This window comes from Streptomyces sp. NPDC006512, assembly GCF_040611935.1.
Classification (GTDB): Bacteria; Actinomycetota; Actinomycetes; order Streptomycetales; family Streptomycetaceae; genus Streptomyces.
Genome location: NZ_JBEXPG010000064.1, coordinates 20,234 through 41,598, shown reverse-complemented (window position 1 = coordinate 41,598; position 21,365 = coordinate 20,234). Strand labels below are relative to the sequence as shown.

Genomic DNA, 21,365 nt, shown 5'->3' with positions numbered 1-21,365 from the left:
CTCTTGGGATTCCGTAGGGGATGCCATTGCCAAGGCCGTCGCCGGGACCGTCGCCGACGACCCCGCCTTCCCCCGGCGCGGGGCCGGGGGACGACGGGGTCGCGGGCGAAACGGAGGAGAGCGGTCCGAGCCGGCGGGCCACCGATGGGGCCGGCGGGGCCGCTCCGCAGGACCGTTACGCCGGGATCAGGGTCTTGCGGCGCCGCTTGCGGGGCGCGGCACCCGAGAGCCGCAGTTCGATGACCGACCGGACGGTGGGCCACTCCTCGTCGAGCACCGAGTAGAAGGCGGTACTGCGCACCGCGCCGTCCAGCCCCCGCGAGTGGGCCCGGCGGACCCCTTCGCAGGTGAAGCCGAGGCGTTCCATCGCGGCGCGCGAGCGGCCGTTGCGGGCGTCGGCGCGCAGCGAGATCCGGCGCACGCCCCAGGTCTCGAAGGCGTGCCGCAGCATCAGCAGCTTCGCCTCGGTGTTGATCCCGGTTCCCTGGGCGCCCGGGGACAGCCAGGTGTTCCCGATCTCGGCGGCGTCGGGCACGGCGGTCGCCGGATCACCGAAGGGGACCCCGGGAACGGCGGGCCACACCAGCGGACCCTGCCAGTAGTCGAGTTCGAGGAACCGGGTCGAACCGACGACCCGCCCATCGGTGGCTCTGACCACGGCGAACGCCAGCGATCGACCCGCCGCCTGATCGGCGAGCGCGCGGTCGATGTACTCGTGGGACGCCTGCAACCCGTGCGGCACGGGAGTGAAGGCGTAAGTCGTACGATCCTCGGCCCCGGCCACGGCCAGGGCCTCGGTGTGGTGGGGGGCGAGGGGCTCGAGCCGCACGGAGCGGCCGGCGAGGAGTACGGGTACGGGCACGGAGCCTTCGGTCCTTCTGGGCGGTGGGGTGGTTGCACAGTCTGCGCTCCTGACGTCACCCCCCGCGCAAAACGCGGGTGAAAGGCAACGGGCTGTCAGGTGAACGCGAGTGGCTCAATGTAGCCCCTTAAAGTCCTCTCATGAACCCCCAATTCGGCAACGACGCGGCACTGATTTTCGACGACTTCGGTCCCCGCGACGCGGAGCCCGTGATCCTGATCCACGGACATCCGTTCAACCGGTCCATGTGGGCTCCCCAGGCGTCGGCGCTGGTCGCCGCCGGATACCGGGTGATCGCCCCTGACCTGCGAGGATACGGGGACAGCCCGGTCCGTCCGGGCAAGGTCATGCTCGCCGACCTCGCCGACGACCTGGCCGCCCTGCTCGACCGCCTGGACGTCGAACAGGCGGTCGTCGGCGGAGTGTCCATGGGCGGGCAGATCGCGCTGGAGGTCAGGTTGCGCCACCCGGGTCTGGTACGGGCCCTGGTGCTCTGCGACACCTCGCCGGCCCCGGAGACCGGGGACGGCAGGAAGCTCCGCCTGGAGCTCGCCGAGCGGCTCCTCGCGGAGGGCATGGAGCCGTATGCGAACGAGGTCATGGACAAGATGCTGGCGCCTTACAACGTGATCGGCCTGCCCGAGGCGGCCGCGCGGGTGAGGGCCATGATGTGCGCCACCGATCCGGAGGGGGCGGCGGCCGCCCTGCGGGGCCGGGCCGAGCGGCCCGACTACCGGCCCGTCCTGCGGGCCCTGCCCCCGACCGTGCCCTGTCTGCTGCTCGTCGGCGCGGACGACGTCTACACGCCGGTCTCGGAGGCCGAGGGCATGCGCGAGCTCGCCCCGCACGCCCGGCTCGCCGTGATCGACCGGGCCGGCCACCTGCCGGGCGTGGAGCGCCCCGAAGCCGTCAACCGCGAGTTGCTGGAGTTCCTCGCCGCGCTCTGAGCGACCGGCCGCGGGCCCTCGTACGGCCGCCGCCCCAGGCCGCGCCCCAGGCCGCCCGGGGCCTTCCGGGGCCTGAATGGGTCGACGCGGCGGGCGAGCCCCGGCTCGCGGTGCTGAACGGGGCCGCCCGGCGCGGGGAGCGGTACGCCGTCCTGAGATCATCCGGGCATGGACATGGACGACGTACTGGGCAGACTGGCCGCCGTCGGGCCGTTCTTCGCCGTGCCGTACGGCGCGGAGCCGCCCGGGCCCGGCTTCCGGCCGCTCACCGCGCTGTACGGGGAGCGGCTCGGCCCCTACGTCGGGGAAGTGGGCCGCCGGATCGGCACCGGCCCCGACCGGGTGGCGGCCTCCACCGCCCAGTTCGGCATCGCCTCGCGGCTGTGGTCCCTGGGCCTCGGCTGCGCCGCGCTGGCCGGCCGGGTGCCGGACCTGGCCGCCGACCGGGTCTGGTGGCGGCTGCCCGGGGCGGGCTCGCTGGAGCTGTGGCTCCCCGATCCCGGCGAACTGCCCGCCGGATCACTGGGGGAGACGGTGCTCGGCAACCTGGCCCTCCTGGAGGCCCCGCTGCGCCGGAGCTTCGGAGTCTCGGCGAAGGTCCTGCGCGGCAACGCCGCCTCGGGGCTCGTCGGGGCCCTGCGCGTCCTGCTGGACCGGGTCGAGGGCGGCACCGCCGTCGCCCTGGCCGGGGCACTGCTCGCCGACGGCGGACCCCTGGCCGGCACCGGGACCTTCGTCCACGAAGAGGGCCTCGGAGTGGCCTTCGTACGGCGCAGCTGCTGCCTGTACTACCAGGTCCCCGGCGGCGGGTTCTGCGGGGACTGCGTCCTGCGCACCCGGCGCGCGTAGGCGGGAACGGCGCGGGGCCGCCGGGGAGCGGTCGCGCTGCTCCCCGACGGCCCCGCGGTGGTACCGCGACCCGGTGTCTTCGCTAGAAGGTCAGGTTCCAGGAGTCGATCTTGCCGGTGTCGCCGCCGGCGTTGTCGTTGACGCGCAGCTTCCAGGTGCCGTTCGCGGCCTCGGAGGAGGCGTTGACGGTGTAGGTCTGGTTGATGTTGTCGGTGCTGCCGCCGGCGCGGTTGTGGACCGTGTAGACGGAGCCGTCGGGGGCGACGAGGTCGACCTTCAGGTCACCGATGTAGGTGTGGGCGATGTTCACGCCGACCTTCAGGGCGGCCGGGGCGTTGCCCGTGACGCCGCTGACGGTGATCGGGCTCTCGACCGTGGTGTTGTCACCGATGGCGAAGTCGCCGGTGTTCTCGAAGAACTTGCCGGGCGGCGGGGTGGACCCGACCGCCTTCAGCGCGTCGACCTGGCCCTCGCCGAAGAAGCCGTTCTTGGCGGTGGTGCCCTTGCAGCGGCTGTCCGACGGGCAAGCGACGTCGTTGGCCTGGGTGGCCAGCTTGTCGCGCAGCTGCGCCGGGGTGATGCCCGGGTTGGTGCTCGCCAGCAGCGCGGCCACACCGGCCACGTGCGGGGACGCCATCGACGTACCGCTCATGCTGCCGTACTTGCCGCCCGGCAGGGTGCTGTAGATGCCGGTGGCGTCGCCGCCGGGGGCCGTCACGTCGACCACGTTCAGGCCGTAGTTGGAGTACGAGGCCTTCGCGGTGGTGCCCATCGCCGAGACCGTGACCACGCCCGGGAGCTCGGTCGGGATGTCCAGGCAGGCGTTGGTGATGGTGCGGGTGACCGGGGTCGAGTCGTTCGGGCTCTCGGTGTCGGTCGTCTTGTTGGCCAGGTCCAGGTTGGAGTTGCCGGCCGCGGCGACCTGGAGCGAACCCTTGCCCTCCGCGTACTCCTGGGCGCGCTTGACGCCCTCGATGATGGCGGCCTGGTCGGCGTTGTCCGGGCAGTTGAACTGCCACGGGTCGGTGTAGTAGCTGTTGTTGGTGACCTTGAAGCCGTGGTCACCGGCCCACATGAAGCCGCAGATGGTGTTCTCGGCGAAGAACAGCGAGGAGCCGGGCTCCGCGATGCGCACCGAGGAGATCTTCACGCCCGGTGCGACGCCGATGACGCCCTTGCCGTTCTTGGCTGCCGCGACCGTACCGGCCACGTGGGTGCCGTGGGTGCCCACGTCACGCCAGGAGCCGGAGCGGGTGTCGGCCTTGCCGTACGCGCAGGACGCGGAGTCCGCGGCGTTGAAGTTCGGCGCCAGGTCCTGGTGCTGGTCGTCCACGCCGGTGTCCAGGATGCCGACCTTGACGGTGGCGGAGCCGGTGGTCACGGCCCAGGCCTGGTCGGCCTTGATCTGCGTCATGTCGGCGCGGACCGGCTCGCCCGCCGGGGTGGTGGACTGCGCCGGGTTCGCGGGCAGCGCCGGGTTGTAGGCGTCCGCCGGCACGTCGGACGTGCGGGTGGCGCCGACCTGCTGGACGCCGCTGACACCGCGCATGGTGGCGGCGAAGGCGGCCGAGGAGGAGTGGGCGACGATGACGCCGATGGCGTCGTAGTTCGCGAAGACCGTGCCGCCGTTGGCGGTCACGGCGTTGCGCACGGCCGTGCTGTCACCGGGAGCGGTGATCACCAGGTAGGCACGGGTGCCGGCGGCCCAGGTCGCACTCTGGGAAGCGGGCGCCGCGGACTTGGCCATGGCAGCGGGGGCGGACGGGGCGGGCGAGACGGGGTCCGTGCCGGCGAGTGCGGCGGGGGCTCCGAAGGTGAGGGCGGCGCCGAGCGTCGCCGCCAGCACCAGGGCACGTCGAGGTCGGCTGGATATGTGGGGTATCAATGCGTCCTCCGATGACCCGGTGCTGCGGGTGGCAGTTACCGGGCCGTACGAAACGAGTGGTGGACGCAAGATGTCAGACGCGCGGCCCCGTAGGGAAGTACCTTTTACCGCAGCAGATTTGGCGGGCCGATGGCTGAAAATCGCCGTCGGCCGGGCTGGGCACCGTGGGGGCGAGCCCGGCCCGGCCGACTTCGGTGGATTCGCGCCGGACGCACCGTCCGTCAGGGCGCGGATCCACGTGCCGGGGCGCTCCGGTCAGGCCGGGACGCCGTTCTTGGTGGTGTTGACCGACTCGTCCTCGCCGACGGGCGACGGGGCCGGCAGCGGGGCCTGCGGTTCGGTGGGCGGCGCGGCGTGGACGTCGTCCACCAGGGTGGCCTCGTCGAAGGGGACCCGGCCGGCGAGGACCTCACCGGCGCGCTCGCGGTCGAACTCCTTCGTCCACGTCCCGATCAGGACGGTGGCGATCGCGTTGCCCGCGAAGTTCGTCAGGGCCCGCGCCTCGCTCATGAAGCGGTCGATGCCGACGATGAGTCCGACTCCGTCGACCAGTTCCGGCCGGTGCGACTGGAGGCCGCCGGCCAGGGTGGCCAGGCCCGCGCCGGTGACCCCGGCCGCACCCTTCGAGGCGATGATCATGAAGAGCAGCAGGGAGATCTGCTCGCCCAGCGCGAGCGGCTTGCCCATGGCCTCGGCGATGAACAGCGAGGACATCGTCAGGTAGATCGCGGTGCCGTCCAGGTTGAAGGAGTACCCGGTCGGCACGGTGATGCCGGTGACCGGCCGGGACACGCCGAGGTGTTCCATCTTGGCGATGAGCCGCGGCAGCGCCGACTCCGAGGAGGAGGTCGACAGGATCAGCAGGAACTCCCGGCCCAGGTAGCGCAGCAGCGAGAAGACGCTGATGCCGGTGCAGACCCGCAGCAGCGTGCCCAGCACCACGAAGACGAAGAGCAGGCAGGTGAGGTAGAAGCCGATCATGATGACGGCGAGCGACTTCAGGGCGTCGATGCCCGTCGCCCCGACCACCGCGGCGATCGCCCCGAACGCACCCACCGGCGCCGCCCACATGATCATCGCCAGGACGCGGAACACCAGCTTCTGTACGTGGCCGATGCCGCGCAGCAGCGGTTCGCCGGCCGGGCCCATGGCCTGGAGCGCGAACCCGCACAGGAGGGCCACCAGCAGCGTCTGGAGCACCTCGCCGCCGGTGAAGGCCGACACCAGCGTCGTCGGGATGATCCCCAGCAGGAACTCCGGGGTGCTCTCCGCCCCGCCCGCCTTGGCCTGCGCCTCGCCGGCGCTGCGCGCCGCCTCGGTCAGGTGCAGCCCGCTGCCGGGCTCCAGCAGGTTCCCCACCAGCAGTCCGATGGCCAGCGCCACCGTCGACATCACCATGAAGTAGCCGAGGGCGAGCCCGCCCACCGCCCCCACCTTGGCGGCCTTGCGCACCGAACCGATGCCCAGCACGATCGTGCAGAAGATCACGGGCGAGATCATCATCTTGATCAGGTTCACGAAGCCGGTGCCCAGCGGCTTGAGCTCCACGGCCACGCCGGGCGCGGCGAAGCCGACGGCGATGCCGAGGAGCACCGCGGCGATCACCGCGATGTAGAGGTAGTGCGTCTTGTCGCGTCTGGCGGCCACGTCGCCTCCTGGTGGTGAATGTGTTCCGGGAGACCATCGCCCAGCCTGTGACCCCGGTCACCCTTCCGTTCATTGAGTTCACGGCCGGGTGCACACTGAGCGCCATGTTCCGCTTCCCCCGGGCGCCCCGGAGCCTCGCCGGCCAGCTGTTCGCGATGCAGGTCCTGCTGGTCGCCGTCGTCGTCGCCGGCTGCGCGGTCTTCGCCTACGTGGCCGCCCGCGGGCAGGCCGAGGACGCCGCCCGGCGGCAGGCCGGGGCCGTCGCGCGCGCCGTCGCCGACTCGCCGTCCGTGCAGCAGGCCGTCGGGGCCGCCGCGCCCGGAACCGACCCCTCCGTCGCGCTCCAGCCCTACGCGGAGCGGGTGCGCACCGACGCGGACGTGGACTTCGTGACGATCATGGCCCCGGACGGGAGGCGCTGGACCCACCCCGACCCGCGCCGCATCGGCGAACGCTTCCTCGGCAACACCGCCCCCGCGCTGCACGGCGAGACCTTCAGCGAGACCTACACCGGCACCCTCGGCCCCTCCATCCGCGTGGTCACCCCCCTGCGGGCCGCGGACGGGCGGATCACCGGACTGGTCAGCGCCGGGATCACCGTCCGCGCGGTCAGCGACCGGCTGGCGGCGCAGCTCACCGCGCTGGCCTGGGTGGCGGCCGGGGCGCTGGCCCTGGGCGGGGTGGGTACGTACGTCGTGAACGCCCGGCTGCGACGGCACACCCACGGGATGAACGCCGCCGGGCTGAGCCGGATGTACGACTACCACCAGGCGGCCCTGCACGGGGTCCGGGAGGGGCTGCTCATGCTCGACGGCCACCGCAGGATCACCCTCATCAACGACGCGGGCCGCGAACTGCTGGGCCTGCGCGGCGAGATCACCGGAACCGGCGTCGCCGACCTCGGCCTGCCCGCCCCGCTCACCGGCGCCCTGCTCGCCGACCGGCCGCGGGTGGACGAGGTGCACCTCACCGACCAGCGGGTGCTGGTCGTCAACAGCTCGCCCGTGGCGGGCGGCGGCCGCCGCGGCACCGTGGTGACGCTGCGCGACCACACCGAACTCCAGGCGCTGACGGGCGAGCTGGACCACGAACGCGGGTTCACCCAGGCCCTGCGCTCGCAGGCGCACGAGGCGGCCAACCGGCTGCACACCGTGGTCTCCCTCATCGAACTGGGCCGCAGCGACGAGGCGGTGGAGTTCGCCACCGCCGAACTGGAGCTGGCCCAGGCCCTGACCGACGAGGTGGTCACCGCCGTGGGCGAACCGGTCCTGGTGGCGCTGCTGCTGGGCAAGGCCGCGCAGGCCCACGAACGCGGCATCGAGCTGGTCGTCACTCCGGACAGCGGGGCCGTCGACGCGGCGCCGGGGATCCCGCCCGCCCGGGACCTCGTCACGGTGCTCGGCAACCTCATCGACAACGCCGTCGACGCCCTCACGGGAGTGCCGGGAGGGCGGATCGCCGTCACCGTGCGCCGGGACGGCGCCGGACTGCTGCTGCGGGTCGCCGACAACGGTCCGGGCCTGCCCGAGGGGGTGGACGTGTTCCGCCGCGGCTGGTCGGGCAAGGGGGAGGGGCGCGGCCTGGGCCTTGCGCTGGTCCGGCAGGTCGCGCACCGGCACGGAGGGGACGTGGACGCCGCCGAGCGGCCCTCGGGCGGCGGCGCGGAGTTCACCGTACGGCTGCCACTGGACAGCCCGCCCGGACCGGAACGGGCACCGGGGGCGGAGACGGAGCCGGGCGCGGAGGCGGAGCCGCCGCCCACGGGTCCGGCCGTGTGGATCCCGGGTCAGCGGCGCGGCGAGGGAGGGCCGCAGTGAGCGCGCCGCAGGTGCGGGTCCTGGTGGTGGAGGACGACCCGGTGGCCGCCGACGCCCACGCCCTCTACGTAGGCCGGGTGCCCGGCTTCACCGCCGTCGCCGCCGTCCACACCCTGGCCGAGGCCACCCGGGTGCTGGAGCGGACCCGGGTCGACCTGCTGCTCCTCGACCTCACCCTGCCGGACGGGCACGGGCTGCGCTTCGCGCGCGGACTGCGCGCCTCCGGCCACCCCGCCGACGTGATCGCGGTGACCTCGGCGCGGGACCTGGCCGTGGTGCGCGAGAGCGTGTCGCTGGGCGTCGTGCAGTACGTACTGAAGCCCTTCGCGTTCCCGACCCTGCGCGAACGCCTATTGCGCTACGCGGAGTTCCGGGCGTCGGCGGGCGAGGCGGCCGGCCAGGACGACGTGGACCGGGCGCTCGCCGCACTGCGCGCGCCCGCTCCGGCGGAACTGCCCAAAGGGCTCAGCGCCCCGACCCTGGACCGGGTCGCGGCGCTGCTGCGGTCGGCGCCCGAGGGGCTCACCGCCGCGGGGGCGGCCGAGGCGGCCGGGACCTCCCGGATCACCGCCCGGCGTTACCTGGAACACCTGGTGGACACCGGCGTCGCCGACCGGGCCCCCCGGTACGGCCAGGTCGGCCGCCCCGAACTGCACTACCGCTGGCGGGCGGCGGCCACCGGCTCGGTGTCGAACGTGTAGAACTTCCGGTGGTCCAGCATGTCCGCCGGGGTCACGTCGTTCCACGGCCGCATCGTGTCGCGCAGGTCCACGACGTTCGGCGTGCCCGCCGCGGGCAGGTACGTGGACTGCGGGTGGCGGGCCTGCCAGTCGGCCCACAGCTTGTCGATGAAGGCGTGGTGCATCCAGAAGACCGGGTCGTTGGGGGAGACGCCGGTGGCCATCTGGCCGCCGACCCACACGTGCACCCGGTTGTGGAGGTTGGCGCCGCGCCAGCCCTCCAGGTTGTTGCGGAAGCCGTTCGAGGCGCTGTTCCAGGGGGCCATGTCGTAGACCGGCATGGCCAGGACGGCGTCCACCTCGGCCTTGGTCGGCAGTTCGGCGACGCCGCTGCCCAGGGCCCGGCGCAGGTAGGCGCGGCCGTCCACGCGGACGTTCACGTCCCACTTGCCGGTGGCGTAGGCGAAGGGTCCGTCCATGACCTGCCCGTCGCGGGCCCGGCCGGTTCCGCCGAGGAAGTCGGCGGCCCAGAGGGAGGAACGGGTGGTGCGGTCGACGCTCCAGTCCCAGTACGGGATCGCCACGCTCGCGTCCACCGCCTGAAGAGCCGCTTCGAACTCGAGCAGAAAGCGGCGGTGCCAGGGCAGGAACGAGGGGGAGCGGTGGCCCACCCGGTCGCCCGAGTCGGTGTCGCTCATGATGAAGCCGTTGTGGGTGGTGACGAAGCGGTCGTAGCGGCCGGTGCGCTTGAGTTCGAGCAGCGCGTTGGTGAAGGCGCGCTTCTCCTCGGGGGTCAGCGCGGCCTGGTTCTTGCGGACGGTCATGCCGCGCCTCCCATCGGGGCGAACGGGGCGAGGACGGCGCCCTGGAGCTCGCGCACGGCGGCGCGGGCCAGCGAGGCCGGGTCGGCGAAGGTCTCGTAGTGGTTGACCACGCTGATCCAGGTGCCGTCGGCGTTCTGCATGACGTGCAGCTCGCGGCCGTCTATGCGGACGGTCGGCATGCCGGGGCCGTGGTGGCCGCCGTGGTGGCCGCCCTGGCCGGGGGTTATCTGGATGCGGCGGCCCTTGTACACCTCGTCGACCGTGCCGGCGGGGGTGGCGGCGGCCCGGGAGTCGGTGGCGGCGGCGTGCGCGGTGGCGCCCGCGAGGCCGAGGACGGTGAGTGCGCCGGCAGTGGTGCCCAAGGCCTGCCGACGGGTGATCTTGTTCATGGCCGAAGAACTACCAGGGCGCCACGGGTAGTTGACCGCTATCCGGACATCATCCGATAAGTTGCACATACAACAAATGAGATGATCTTCCCGTCCGGACCGGCTCCAGCGGTCAGGACGGGAAGATCTCCGGGATGAATGCTACCTGTCAGTAATTTTTACGGCGAGCCCCCGGCCCTATGGAGAGGATCACACCCTGGAGTCGGCCGGAAGCGGTGCGTGGGCGGCGCCGCCACGACCCCGCACCGGCAACCGGGTTTGGGATGATCTGCATCGTATAGTCCCGATATGGCTCTGCATGAGACGAAGGACGCGCACGACCGGGACGCCGACGCGGACGTGTTCGCGTCGGTACTGAGCGGCCAGATCCTTCCGAAGTTCAAGATGCCCGACGACCCCTCGCCCTCCGAAGTGGTCTACTCGCTCCTCCACGACGAGCTGCTCCTCGACGGCAACGCCGCCCAGAACCTGGCCACCTTCTGCACCACCTGGTCGGACGACGGCGTGCACCGGCTGATGAACGAGTGCCTCGACAAGAACATGATCGACAAGGACGAGTACCCCCAGACCGCCGAGATCGAGGCCCGCTGCGTCAACATCCTGGCCGACCTCTGGAACGCCCCGGCCGGCAGCGCGGGCACCGGCTGCTCCACCACCGGCTCCAGCGAGGCGGCCATGCTGGGCGGCCTCGCCCTCAAGTGGCGCTGGCGGGCCCGGCGCCGGGCCGAGGGCAAGCCCGCGGACCGCCCGAACCTGGTGTGCGGACCCGTGCAGATCTGCTGGGAGAAGTTCGGCCGGTACTTCGACGTCGAGCTCAGGCAGGTCCCCCTGGAGCCGGGCGCCACCGGACTGCAGCCCCACCAGCTCGCCGCCCACGTCGACGAGAACACCATCGGCGTCGTCGCCATCCTCGGCGTCACCTACACCTGCGACTACGAGCCCGTGGCCGAACTCGCCGCCGCACTCGACCGGATCCAGGCCGAACAGGGCTGGGACATCCCCCTCCACGTCGACGCCGCCAGCGGCGGCTTCGTCGCCCCCTTCCTCCACCAGGACGTCGTGTGGGACTTCCGGCTCCCGCGCGTGGCCTCCATCAACACCTCGGGGCACAAGTACGGGCTCGCACCGCTCGGCGTCGGCTGGATCGTGTGGCGCACCGCCGACCTGCTGCCCGCCGACCTCGTCTTCGACGTCGACTACCTCGGCGGCGACATGCCGACCTTCGCCCTCAACTTCTCCCGCCCCGGCGGAGAGGTCATCGCCCAGTACTACCTCTTCCTGCGCCTGGGCCGCGAAGGGTACCGGCGCGTCCAGCAGGCCTGCGCCGACACCGCCCGCTACCTGGCCGGGCAGATCGCCGACATCGGGCCCTTCACCCTGCTCTACGACGGAGACGGAGCCCTGCCCGCCGTCTCGTACACCCTCACCGACCCGGCCGGGACCGGCTTCACCCTCTACGACCTCTCCGACCGGCTGCGGATGCGCGGCTGGCAGGTCCCCTCGTACCCGCTGCCCGCGGACCGGCAGGACACGGTCATCCAACGCGTCCTGGTCCGCCACGGTGTGACCCGGGACCAGATCGCCCTGCTCGTCGCCGACCTGCGCCGGGCCGTGGAACACCTCGGCGCCCACCCGCAGCCGGTGCCCGAGACCGAGCCCCGGTCCGGCTTCCACCACTGACGCGCCCTCCCCGTCAGCGGGACGCCGGCCAGCGCATGCCGAGGTCCGTCAGGGCCGCCACCCGGTCGGGGGTGAGGGAGCCCGCCCGGGAGCGCTGGTTGGCGATCCACGCGCCGAGCCGGACCTCGCGGCCGCCGACCCGCTCCACGTGCGTACGGGGCACCCGCAGGTGCCGCTCGCGCGCGTGGAACCGCCGGGCGGCCTCCAGGTGCTCGGCCCACGCCGCGGCGTGGCTGCGGCGCGGCGCCGGACGCTCCGCCTCGGCCGCCGGGGCCAGGCCCAGCGTGTGCTCCAGCAGCCACCGCTGGGCCCAGGCCAGCTTGTCCCAGCCCAGCCGCTGGGCCCGTACCCACCGGCCCAGGTCCTCGCCCTGGACCACCACCCGGCCCGAACCGGCCGGCAGCGGGCCGCCCGCGTCCAGGTGCGCCCGGGTCAGCCGGTAGGCCCGCTGCCAGCCGATGTCCCACGCCGGACACCATGACGGGTCGATCTCCTCCAGGGCCTCCCGCCGCTCCTGCGACAGCGCCCCCGGACCCTCCCGCCGCGCTGCGGCCCGGTTGTTCTTCACCCACACCCCGACGGGCAACCCGTGCCAGGTCGCCTCCACCGGAGGCAGCAGGTGCCCGTGCTCGGCAGCCCAGGCCCGGGCCGCCGCGAGCCCCTCGTCGAAGGCCACGTCGAAGTGGCTCCACACCATGCCGAGTTCGTCCAGCTCCCGGGTCCGCTCCCGGCCCAGGGCCCCCCTGCGGTACGTGCGCCGCGCGTCGGCGATCCACTGGCCCAGCGGGAACCCGGCCAGGGCCGCGGGCCACTCCTCCCCGCCCTCCGGCACCCGGTAGGCGAACGGCACCCTCAGGTCCCCGGCCGTGACGGTGTAGATCCGGGCCGCCTCCGCGCCCCGCCGCCACCGGGTGTGCTCCGGGTTCAGCACGCGCAGCCGGATGAACGCCGCCAGCAGCGCGGGATCGCGGGGCGTGGAGAAACTCAGCAGCGCCCGCGCGCCCGGGCCGGGACCGGCCGCCGTACCGACCCGTTCCGGGGCCGGGGACGGCGGCGTCGTACGGCTCGGAGCCTGCGGCTGGGCCAGGGACTCCACGAGCCGGGAGTCGTGCGCCCGCAGCGCCTCCAGCAGCCGCGCGAGGTCACCGTACGCCCGGGAGGTCAGCATCGAGTCGGGGCTCTCACCCGGACCCAGCAGCACGGGCACCACCAGCGAGGCGACCTTCCCTTCCCCGGGCCGGATCCGCAGGGCCCGGCCGACCGCCTGCACGAGGTCCGGCATGGACCCGCGCACGTCGGCCCAGAAGACGGAGTCGCACTCCTTGGTGTCGACCCCCTCGCCCAGTACCCGGACGCTCCCGAGGAAGGCCTTGTCGGCGATCCGGTCCGCGGCGAACGCCTCCAGGACCCGCCGCCGGTGCGCCGCCGGGTGCTGACCGCTCAGCCAGTCCGCCCACACCGTCCGGGGGTACGCGGGCTGCGGGCTGCGGCTCGTGGCCCGCAGCCGCGCCGCGACGGCGGGAAGTCCCGCCGCGAAGGCCTCGGCCTCCTTCGTCAGGTGGTGGAAGACCAGCGTCCGGCGGAAGCCCTGGTCCGCCGCCGCCGTGACCAGCGCGGCCTGCAACGCGGCGAGCCGCATCCCGCGCACCGCGTCCGAGCGGCCGTCGGCGCCCAGCAGCAGCGCCGACCGGAATCCCGGATCCGTGACGTCCACGCACACGACCCGGTACGGGGCGCAGATGCCCCGGTCGATCGCCTCCGACAGCGACAGGGTGTGGCAGCGGGCGCCGAACGGCCCCTGCGGATCGTCCTCCATCGACGCGACGAGCGTGCCGCCGCCCCGGAGGTCCTCGCCCCCCTCCTCCGGCTCGTCCCCTTCCTCAGGGCCCTCGCCGTCGCGCCACACCCGGGGCGTCGCCGTCATGTACAGCCGCCGGACGGACGCGATCCGGGTGTTGTCGTGCACCACCGCCCACGGTTTGCCGATCCGCCCGGACGTGCGGTGCGCCTCGTCGACGACGATCAGGTCCCAGGACGGCAGCCCGGCCCGGTGCGCCCGCTCGATGGTGCCGAGGCCCAGCGAGGCGTACGTCGCGAACACGGTCACCCGCCGCACCGGCCCGGCGGCCCAGCGGGCCAGCTCGTCCGGATCCGTGGTCGTGGGCAGGCCCACGTCCTCGCCGCGCAGTGAGCACACGGCGAGGGCCCGCCCCGTGCGGCCGCCCTCGCGCCAGGCGGCCACCGTCTGCACCAGCAGGTCCAGGGAGGGCACCAGCACGAGCACCCGCCCCGCCCGCAACTCCTCGGCGGAGCGCACCGCGACGAGGGACTTGCCGGAACCCGTGGCCATGATCACCTGGGTCCGCAGGCCCCGCTCGGGGACCCGGCCGTCGGCGGGCAGCTGGAGCGCGCGCAGGACGGCGTCGACGGCCTCGCGCTGATGCGGGCGCAGTTCCTTCCTCGCCACCGGTGCCACCCCCACTCTCATCTGCCCCTTCGGCTCCAGGTCCTATCTTGCCCGGATTCTGAATCAAAGGGGGGACGAGAGCCGCCACGTGTCAGGTGTGGCCGGGAGGCCGGCGCGGAGCGGTCAGCGCGCGCCGAAGTTCTGCGTCCACCACGGGCCGCCCGCACCCGGCTGCATGCCCACGCCGAGGTCCTTGAAGGAGCAGTTGAGGATGTTCGCGCGGTGGCCCGGGCTCTTCATCCAGGCGTCCATCACCGACTGCGCGGTCTGCTGCCCCTTGGCTATGTTCTCGCCGTACGTCGACCAGCGGTACCCGGACGCGGTGGTCCGCGCCCCCGGGTCGGCCCCGTCCGGGTTGGTGTGCGAGAAGAAGTTCCGCTGCGCCATGTCGGCCGAATGCGCCTGCGCGGCCGAGCGCAGCTGCGCGTCCTCCTTGAGCGGGCCGCAGCCGGCCGCCGCCCGCTCGGTGTTGACCAGGGCCAGGACCTGGCCGCTCACGCCGGCCGGGGCGGGTGCGGGAGCCGGCGCCGCGGCCTTCGGGGACGGCGGGACGCTCCGGGCCGGCGTGGGCGCCGCCGACGAGGAGGGGCTGCCGGACGGCGACGGAGAGGCGGACCGCGAAGCGGAGACCGACGGGGAGGGCGAGGCTGACGCGGACACGGAAGCGGAGGGCGAGGCGGAGGGCAGCGGCGCGCCGGTGTCGGGCGCCGAGAGGGCCGCCAGCGGGGACGCGGGCGCACCGCCGGCCGCCTCGCTCTGGCCCGAACCGGGGAGCGAGCCCAGGTAGACCAGACCGCCGCCGGCCACGCAGGCGGCGACCACCGCGCCGCCGATCGCCCGGCGCCGGTTCTGGCGCCGCTTGCGCAGCACTCCGCGGCCGCCGGCCGCATCGCCGTCGTTGCCCGTGTCCCCGCCCTTGCGGCGCGCGGCCCGGCCCGGACCCGACACCACCGGGGTCAGCTGGGTCGCCGCGTCGGCGAAGGAGGCCGCGCCGACCGGCGCGTAACCCGCGGTGACGGCCGACCGTACGCCCGCCAGCAGCGCCGCCGTGACCGGCACGAGGGCCAGCCCGGCCAGCAGCCCCTCCGCCGGCACCAGGCCGTTCCACAGCCCCGAGCAGCGCAGGCACTCGCGGGCGTGCCGGGCTATTCGCTTGCGCCACAGGGCCGAGGGCCGCCCGTCCCAGCCGCCCGTCAGCGCGCGCAGCCCGTCGCACGGCGGCTGCGCCCCGAGGGCCCGCTCCACCACTCGGGCGGCCTCCAGCTGGGCCTTCATCCGCTGCACCCGGACGGCGGTGTGCTGCGGCGTCAGCTCCAGCGCGGAGGCGACGTCGGCCCGGGTCACCTCGCCGGCGCACTCCAGCCACCACAGGGACAGCAGCGCCCGGTCGTCGGGCTCCAGCCAGCGCGTGGCCCGGGCCGTCTCACGGCGCTGCCCCGACAGGTGGAGCCGTACGACGGTGAGGTCGGCGAAGTCGGCGCCCGGGTCGGCCACGTCACCGGCCTCCTCCAGCCCGCTCTCGCCCGGGCCGCTGCTGCGGGCCTGCCAGTGGGCCCGGATCCGGTTCATGGTGATCGCGACCAGCCAGGAGCGGAAGCTCTCGTCCGTGCGCAGGCCGCCGAGCCCGTCGAGTGCCCGCAGCATGGTGTCCTGCACGACGTCGTCCACGTCGCAGGACCCGTTCAGGGCCCGGCCGACGATGTTGTAGACGAGCGGCAGGTGGGCGCTGACGAGCTCGTCCTGCGCGCGGGGATCGCCCGCACGGGCCGCTGCCACCAGTGCTGCCGTGTGCTGTGTGCTCATGTGAAAGTCCCTGTCCGTACCGGCGGTCGATGATGCCCAATAACTGGGAGACCGTCGAGTGGGGCCCCGATAACACTTATCCGGAAGAAGATGCCGCCGCCACTTCGGGGGACGGGGTCACAGCAGCGGGCCCAGCGCCTCCGTGGCGGTGCGCAGGGCCGGCGCGTACGCCTCGATCTCCTCGCGGGAGACCAGGAAGGTGACGGTGGTCACCGACACCCCGCCGACCGGACGGCCGTCGGCGCCGAGCACGGCCGCGCCGATGCAGCGGATGGTGGGCTCGTTCTCCTCGTCGTCCACGGCGAACCCGCGCTCCCGGACCGCCTCCAGCTCGGCGGCCAGTGCCCGCTCGGTGGTCAGCGTGTTCGGTGTCCGTGCGGGCAGCCCGGTGGCGGCGAGCAGCTCCCGCACCTCCTCCCGGGGGAGGTGGGCGAGGACGGCCTTGCCGATGGCCGTGGTGTGCAGCGGCATCCGCATGCCGATCCGGGAGGCGGTGCGGAAGGGCTGTCCGCTCTCCAGCTTGCGGATGTAGGTGATCGTCTCCCCGCTGTGCAGGGCCAGGTGCACCGTCTGGCCGGTCGCGAGCCGCAGTTCGTCCAGGATCTGCTGGACGCTCGCCGGCTCCCCGCCGCTGACCAGGGCCGACAGGGCGCGCAGCCGGGGACCCGCCCCGTAGCGGCCCTCGCCGTCGGAGCGTACGAAGCCCTGCTCGACCAGCGCCGCCAGGATGCGGAAGGTGCTCGACTTCGGCACGGCCGCCGCCGTCATGACGTCGGTCAGCCGGTGCGGCCCGCCGGGTGCCGCGACCGCCTCCAGGATCCGCAGCGACTTCTCCAGCGCCGACCCGGCCGCCGAAGTCCGCCCGCCGGGGCGGCCCTTCGCCCCCTCTCCGTCGTTCCCGGGGTCCGCCGCCCGCCCTCGCTCCGTTGACACGCCGGCTCCCTGAGTGTGTAAGGTCTGGACCACTGAGTTCCGGCACACGATACGCAGTTCCACTACGTGGAACAAATCGGGGGTCCGTTCGATGTCCTGTCATCCGTACGCGGTGATGGCCGCACAGCGCCTGCTCCCCGTGCTGCGCGACACCGGCCCGGACGAGGCCGTCCGCCGCACCGAGGCCCTCCTCGCCGCGGGATGCCGCGCCGTCGAGCTGACCACCTCCACCCCCGGCTGGGCGACGGCCGTCGCCCGCACCGCCCCGCTCACCGACGCACGGGGCCGCCCCGCGCTCATCGGCGTGGGCACCGTCACCACCGCCGCCCAGGCCGCGCAGGCCCTCGACGCCGGCGCCGGATTCCTCGTCTCCCCCTACCCGGCCCCCGAGGTCCGCGCGTTCGCCGGGCGGCACGGCGCCGTGTTCGTCGAAGGCGGCTTCACCCCCGGCGAGATCGCCGCCGCCGCCCGCCACGCGGGAGCCGCGAAGGTGTTCCCGGCCCACGTGGGCGGCCCCGGGTTCATCCGCTCCCTCAAGGCCGTCCTGCCCGGCGCCCTCCTCGTCCCCACCGGCGGGATCCGGCCCTGCGAGGTCCGCGACTGGCTCGACGCCGGGGCGAGCGCCGTCGGAATCGGCAGCGGCCTCCCCGACGACCCGGCCGAACTCGCCGCCGTCTTCGCCGGCCTGGCCGGACCGTGCTGCGCCGGCTGCGCCGCGGAGCGCTGACATGGCCCCGCCCTCCGCTCCGGAGTACGACGTCCTCGTCCTCGGCGAGGTCCTCGTGGAGATCCACACCGACACCGCCCCGCGCGAAGCCGTCGACGGCACCCCCGCCCGCATCTCCTACTCGGGCGACGCCCTCAACGCCGCGGCGGCCGCCGCTGCCGCCGGCGCCCGTACCGCCCTGCTCGCCGTGGTCGGCGACGACGAACTCAGCGTCCCGCTGCTGCGCCGGGCCACCGACCTCGGTGTGGACGTCGCCCACGTCCGCCGCGCCCCGCGCCCCAACGGGGCCTACCTGCTGTGCTCCGACACCGGGGGCGAGCGGGAGTTCGTCTACTGGCGCACCGCGGGCGCCGGCTCCACCCTGGCGCCGTCCCACGTCGACTCCTGGCGGCCCCTGCTGACCCGCGCCCGCTCGCTCGTCACCAGCGGCATCACCGGTGCCCTCTCCGCCACGGCCCGCGCCGCCGTGCTGGACGCCGCCCGGGCCGTCCACGCGGCCGGCGGACACCTCACCTACGACCCGAACTACCGCGCCCGGCTCACCGGCCGGGACGAGGCCCGCGACCTGCTGGCCCGGATCGCCCCGCTGACCGGGCTGCTCAAGACCTCCTGCCCGGCGGACGCGCTCGCCCTGCTGGACACCGACGACCCGGCCACCGCCGCCGCCCGCGGCCGGGCCCTGGGCGCCCGCGCCGTCGCCGTCACCGCCGGAGCCGGCCGGCTGTTCCTCGACGACGGCACCCGGACGGCCCATCACCCCGTCCCCGTCAACCCGCGTGCCGTGGACGCCACCGGCGCCGGGGACTGCTTCACCGGCACCACCACCGCCCGCCTCGCCCTGGGCGACACCCTCGCGGACGCGGTGGCCCACGGCGCGGCGGCCGCCTCCCTGTCGGTGTCCGGCCGCGGCGGAACCGGTTACGTCCCCACCCTCACCGAGACGGCCGCCCTGGCCGCGGCGCACCGCCGGGCGACGCGGGAGGGCGTCTAGTGATGCACCGCACCGGACGCCGCGACCCGGCAAACCTTCCCGGCCACGGCACTAGTACGCCTCGTCGTAGTCCTCGTGGTCCTCGTAGCCCTCGTACTCCTGGTGTTCGGGGTACGGGAGGGGTTCCGCGACCCAGCCCGAGGCCAGGACCAGCCGGGAGACGCGGTGGACGGCGAGGAAGGCGAAGGGCCGGTGGAAGCTGACCTCGGCCCGCCGGACGCGGTAGCGCGGACGGGGCATGGCGCAGCCCCCGACGGCGCCGATCGCCGTCACCGCGGCGGCTTCGAAGCCCCGCGCGTGGAACCGGGCCAGCGCCGCCTGCCGGGCCGAGCCCACCGCGAGGGGGCGCGGGCTGATCCCGGGGAAGTGGCCGTGCCCGGTGTCCAGGGCGCTCGTCAGGCCGAACACCCCGGGCCGTGCGAGGAGGTCGTGCTCCGCCCGCACCTCGAAGGCCGGGGTCACGACGCGCAGCTGCGTCTCGGGCCGGTCGGACAGCACCCGTCCGACCAGCAGCCCGGGGCCGGGACTTCCCTCCGGGAGGCTGCGCGCGTCCGTGGCCGGGACGGTCCTGTCCACGACCCCGATCCCGGTGCCGATCACCGCGGCCGGCCGGGCGCCGGGTTCCCCGAGCACGAGGTGGACGTCCACCCCGGTGTCGCCGATCATGTCCAGTACGGTGACCGCGCCCGCCGGGCCGTGCGCCACTCGGACCCGGTCCAGCAGTGAGGTGGTACGGCCCAGCATCAGCAGGTCCCGGCCCTGCCACGGCCCCTCGGCCGCACTGCCGCAGAAGTCCTGGAACGGCTGGATCCACTTCAGCCGCAGCGCCAGGGCGCAGGCGAGCACCAGCAGCACCGCTCCGGGTCCCGGCGGCAGGGCGACCGGCATCCGCTCGACGAGGCCGTCCGTGTGCTCCGCCGCCCACCCGTCCAGGGCCTTGCGGTCGGTCTCCGCGTCGCCCGTCAGCGTCCCCCGGGTCCCTGGAGGCAGCCGCGCCGACCAGGTCTCCTCCAGTGGCAGGTCCGCCCGCGCCCACACGCCCGTCGCCGCGCGCAGGCCCCGTACTCCGCCCAGCGCGGCCAGCAGCTCCCGTGCCGCCCCGGCCGCGTCCCGGGCGGGTATGCCGAGGGCTTCGGCCAGTTCCTCGCGGGCCGGGCCGGCCGCGCCGTCCGCGAGGAGGGCGAGCAGCGGCCAGACCCCGGCCGCGGTGAAGACCGTGTGCGTGCCGTCCCCGAGCGGGGAGGCCGCCGCCCAGCGTGCCGTGAGGCGGTTGACCGCCCGAACCGTCGAGTTCCTCATTCCGGGGAGGGTACGTGGTGGGCGCCGCCGGGCCGGTGCGGTTTTCGCGGCCCGGCGGCGCCGGTCAGGGGGCCGGGCCGGATGCCGGCCCGGCTCTGGCGTCCCGTCAGCGGCCGCGCAGGCCCCGGTCGACGGCCGCCGTCAGCTCGCCGTCGGCGGTGTCGGCGTCCAGGGACCAGAACATCGCGCCGCCCAGGCCCTCTTCGCGGACGTACCGGGCCTTCGTGCGCAGCACCTGCGGGTCGTCGTACGTCCACAGGGTGGTGCCGTCGAACAGCCAGGCGTGCCCGCCGCGCCGGTCGCGGTGGACCTGGTACGTCCCCGAGGCCGCCAGCTCCTTCAGCGCCTTGTAATCCTCGTACCCCGCCGCCCAGGTCGCCGGGGCCGGTCCCGTCGCGGGCTGCCCCAGACCGTCCCCGCCGCCGCTGACCCCGGTCCAGCCCTGCCCGTAGAACGGCATGCCGACCACCAGCTTGTGCGCGGGGGCTCCCCGGTCCCGCCAGGCCCGGACGGTGCCGTCCACGCTGAAGTCGCCCCGGGCGTACAGCGCCGACTGCTGGGCGGTGGTCTTCTCGCCCGACACGTGGAAGTCGTAGCCCTGGAGGTTGACGAAGTCCAGGTCGCGCATGATCCGGCGGACGTCGAAGCCCGCGTCGATCTTGGCGGGGGCGGTCGGGACGAAGGCGGTCAGCTCGTACTTCCGCTTCTGCGTGCGCCCGTAGGCGTCGAGCTGGGTACGGAACTCCTTGACCAGCTCCGTGAAGTTCTGCTTGTCCTCCGGGCGGTACCTGGTGTCGGCGTCGCCTTCCGAGCCCGGCCACTCCCAGTCGAGGTCGATGCCGTCGAACACGCCCGCCGCGGCCCCGGCCCCGCCGCGGGCGCCGTCCTGCGGCAGGTTCCCCTTGATGTACAGGTCGATACAGGACGTCACGAAGGCCTTGCGGGAGGCCGAGGTGAGGGAGGCGTCCGAGAAGTGAGTGGACCAGCTCCAGCCGCCCAGTGAGATCAGCACCTTGAGGTTCGGGTGCTTGGCCTTCAGTTCCCTGAGCTGGTTGAAGTTGCCCGCGAGGGGCTGCTCGGCGGTGTCGGCCACCCCGTCGACGGAGTTCGCCGCGTCCAGGGGCCGCGCGTAGTCCGCCCAGGCGTCGGCCTCGCCGGGCACGTTGCCGGTGAAGCACTTGCCCTCGGCGCTGACGTTGCCGAAGGCGTAGTTGATGTGCGTGAGCTTGCCGGCGGTGCCGTTCGCGTCGAGGGCCTGGACCTGGAAGTCACGTCCGTAGACGCCCCATTGGGTGAAGTACCCGACCTTCTTGTACGAGCGGCCGTGACCGGCCGCCTCGCCCTGCGCGCCGGTGGCGGCGGGGGCGAAGGCCGTCAGGAGGGAGAGGGAACAGGCGGCGACGGCGAGCCTGCCGATCGTGCTGCGGCGCATGGGCTTCCTCTGTGGATACGGGGAGCGGATACGGGGAGTGGTGCTCCTGAGCCGTGCGTAACGCGTGAGCGATGCAAACCGGAAACTATTGGTCTGGACCATCTGGGTCAAGGGGGCGTTCACCTCGGGTTCC

General features: G+C 74.0%; 17 protein-coding genes. 7 read left to right on the top strand and 10 right to left on the bottom strand.

The genetic code is table 11. The features are described 5' to 3' along the window. Positions 1-175: 175 nt before the first annotated feature. Positions 176-862, bottom strand: coding sequence for a GNAT family protein (locus tag ABZZ17_RS32730; RefSeq protein ID WP_356881588.1), 687 nt, complete (start codon positions 860-862; stop codon positions 176-178). A 140-nt stretch (positions 863-1,002) separates the two neighbouring features. Here ABZZ17_RS32730 and ABZZ17_RS32725 point away from each other — a divergent pair, with 140 nt between their 5' ends. Then, complete coding sequence (locus ABZZ17_RS32725; protein WP_356881586.1) at positions 1,003-1,809, top strand: alpha/beta hydrolase; 807 nt, start codon at positions 1,003-1,005, stop codon at positions 1,807-1,809. A gap of 168 nt (positions 1,810-1,977) precedes the next feature. Next, positions 1,978-2,658, top strand: a complete 681-nt coding sequence (locus ABZZ17_RS32720; RefSeq protein ID WP_356881584.1) for a (2Fe-2S)-binding protein — start codon at positions 1,978-1,980, stop codon at positions 2,656-2,658. Between the two features lie 82 nt (positions 2,659-2,740). Here the strand turns inward: ABZZ17_RS32720 and ABZZ17_RS32715 are convergent, their stop codons facing one another. After that, on the bottom strand, positions 2,741-4,504 hold the full coding sequence (locus ABZZ17_RS32715) for a S8 family serine peptidase (protein WP_356881582.1): 1,764 nt from the start codon (positions 4,502-4,504) through the stop codon (positions 2,741-2,743). A gap of 294 nt (positions 4,505-4,798) precedes the next feature. Continuing rightward, the gene (locus tag ABZZ17_RS32710; protein ID WP_356881580.1) at positions 4,799-6,190 is read right to left on the bottom strand and encodes a cation:dicarboxylase symporter family transporter; all 1,392 of its coding nucleotides are present in this window, start codon (positions 6,188-6,190) and stop codon (positions 4,799-4,801) included. Between the two features lie 104 nt (positions 6,191-6,294). On the opposite strand from ABZZ17_RS32710, the gene ABZZ17_RS32705 reads away from it, so the two are divergent. Further along, complete coding sequence (locus ABZZ17_RS32705) at positions 6,295-8,007, top strand: sensor histidine kinase (protein ID WP_356881578.1); 1,713 nt, start codon at positions 6,295-6,297, stop codon at positions 8,005-8,007. After that, complete coding sequence (locus ABZZ17_RS32700; protein WP_356881576.1) at positions 8,004-8,708, top strand: response regulator; 705 nt, start codon at positions 8,004-8,006, stop codon at positions 8,706-8,708. Before ABZZ17_RS32705 ends, ABZZ17_RS32700 begins: the two co-directional genes overlap by 4 nt. On the opposite strand, the gene ABZZ17_RS32695 is transcribed toward ABZZ17_RS32700, so the two are convergent. Continuing rightward, positions 8,663-9,511: a tyrosinase family protein gene (locus ABZZ17_RS32695; protein ID WP_356881574.1), complete on the bottom strand. Its 849-nt coding sequence runs from the start codon at positions 9,509-9,511 to the stop codon at positions 8,663-8,665. The two genes, ABZZ17_RS32700 and ABZZ17_RS32695, sit on opposite strands and share 46 nt — an antisense overlap. After that, positions 9,508-9,900 carry a tyrosinase family oxidase copper chaperone gene (locus ABZZ17_RS32690; RefSeq protein ID WP_356881572.1) on the bottom strand — a complete coding sequence of 131 codons (393 nt, stop codon included), beginning with the start codon at positions 9,898-9,900 and terminating at the stop codon, positions 9,508-9,510. The genes ABZZ17_RS32695 and ABZZ17_RS32690 overlap by 4 nt, the downstream gene beginning before the upstream one ends. A 288-nt stretch (positions 9,901-10,188) precedes the next feature. Here ABZZ17_RS32690 and ABZZ17_RS32685 point away from each other — a divergent pair, with 288 nt between their 5' ends. Continuing rightward, the gene (locus ABZZ17_RS32685; protein WP_356881570.1) at positions 10,189-11,580 is read left to right on the top strand and encodes a glutamate decarboxylase; all 1,392 of its coding nucleotides are present in this window, start codon (positions 10,189-10,191) and stop codon (positions 11,578-11,580) included. A gap of 13 nt (positions 11,581-11,593) precedes the next feature. Here the strand turns inward: ABZZ17_RS32685 and ABZZ17_RS32680 are convergent, their stop codons facing one another. The 3 genes from ABZZ17_RS32680 to ABZZ17_RS32670 form a co-directional block, all read right to left on the bottom strand. Beyond that, complete coding sequence (locus ABZZ17_RS32680; RefSeq protein WP_356881569.1) at positions 11,594-14,047, bottom strand: Helicase associated domain protein; 2,454 nt, start codon at positions 14,045-14,047, stop codon at positions 11,594-11,596. Positions 14,048-14,170: 123 nt separating this feature from the next. Continuing rightward, on the bottom strand, positions 14,171-15,850 hold the full coding sequence (locus ABZZ17_RS32675) for a sigma-70 family RNA polymerase sigma factor (protein ID WP_356881566.1): 1,680 nt from the start codon (positions 15,848-15,850) through the stop codon (positions 14,171-14,173). Between the two features lie 117 nt (positions 15,851-15,967). Next, positions 15,968-16,783 carry an IclR family transcriptional regulator gene (locus ABZZ17_RS32670; RefSeq protein ID WP_356881564.1) on the bottom strand — a complete coding sequence of 272 codons (816 nt, stop codon included), beginning with the start codon at positions 16,781-16,783 and terminating at the stop codon, positions 15,968-15,970. 91 nt (positions 16,784-16,874) lie between these two features. Between ABZZ17_RS32670 and ABZZ17_RS32665 the strand changes: the two genes are divergently transcribed. After that, positions 16,875-17,510: a bifunctional 4-hydroxy-2-oxoglutarate aldolase/2-dehydro-3-deoxy-phosphogluconate aldolase gene (locus ABZZ17_RS32665; protein ID WP_356881562.1), complete on the top strand. Its 636-nt coding sequence runs from the start codon at positions 16,875-16,877 to the stop codon at positions 17,508-17,510. 1 nt (position 17,511) lies between these two features. Next, a complete protein-coding gene (locus tag ABZZ17_RS32660; protein WP_356881560.1) occupies positions 17,512-18,501 on the top strand; it encodes a PfkB family carbohydrate kinase in 990 nt (329 codons plus the stop codon). A gap of 51 nt (positions 18,502-18,552) precedes the next feature. On the opposite strand, the gene ABZZ17_RS32655 is transcribed toward ABZZ17_RS32660, so the two are convergent. Both ABZZ17_RS32655 and ABZZ17_RS32650 read right to left on the bottom strand, forming a co-directional pair. Further along, positions 18,553-19,800: a serpin family protein gene (locus ABZZ17_RS32655; protein WP_356881558.1), complete on the bottom strand. Its 1,248-nt coding sequence runs from the start codon at positions 19,798-19,800 to the stop codon at positions 18,553-18,555. Between the two features lie 106 nt (positions 19,801-19,906). Beyond that, the gene (locus ABZZ17_RS32650; RefSeq protein WP_356881556.1) at positions 19,907-21,232 is read right to left on the bottom strand and encodes a glycoside hydrolase family 18 protein; all 1,326 of its coding nucleotides are present in this window, start codon (positions 21,230-21,232) and stop codon (positions 19,907-19,909) included. Positions 21,233-21,365: the final 133 nt, after the last annotated feature.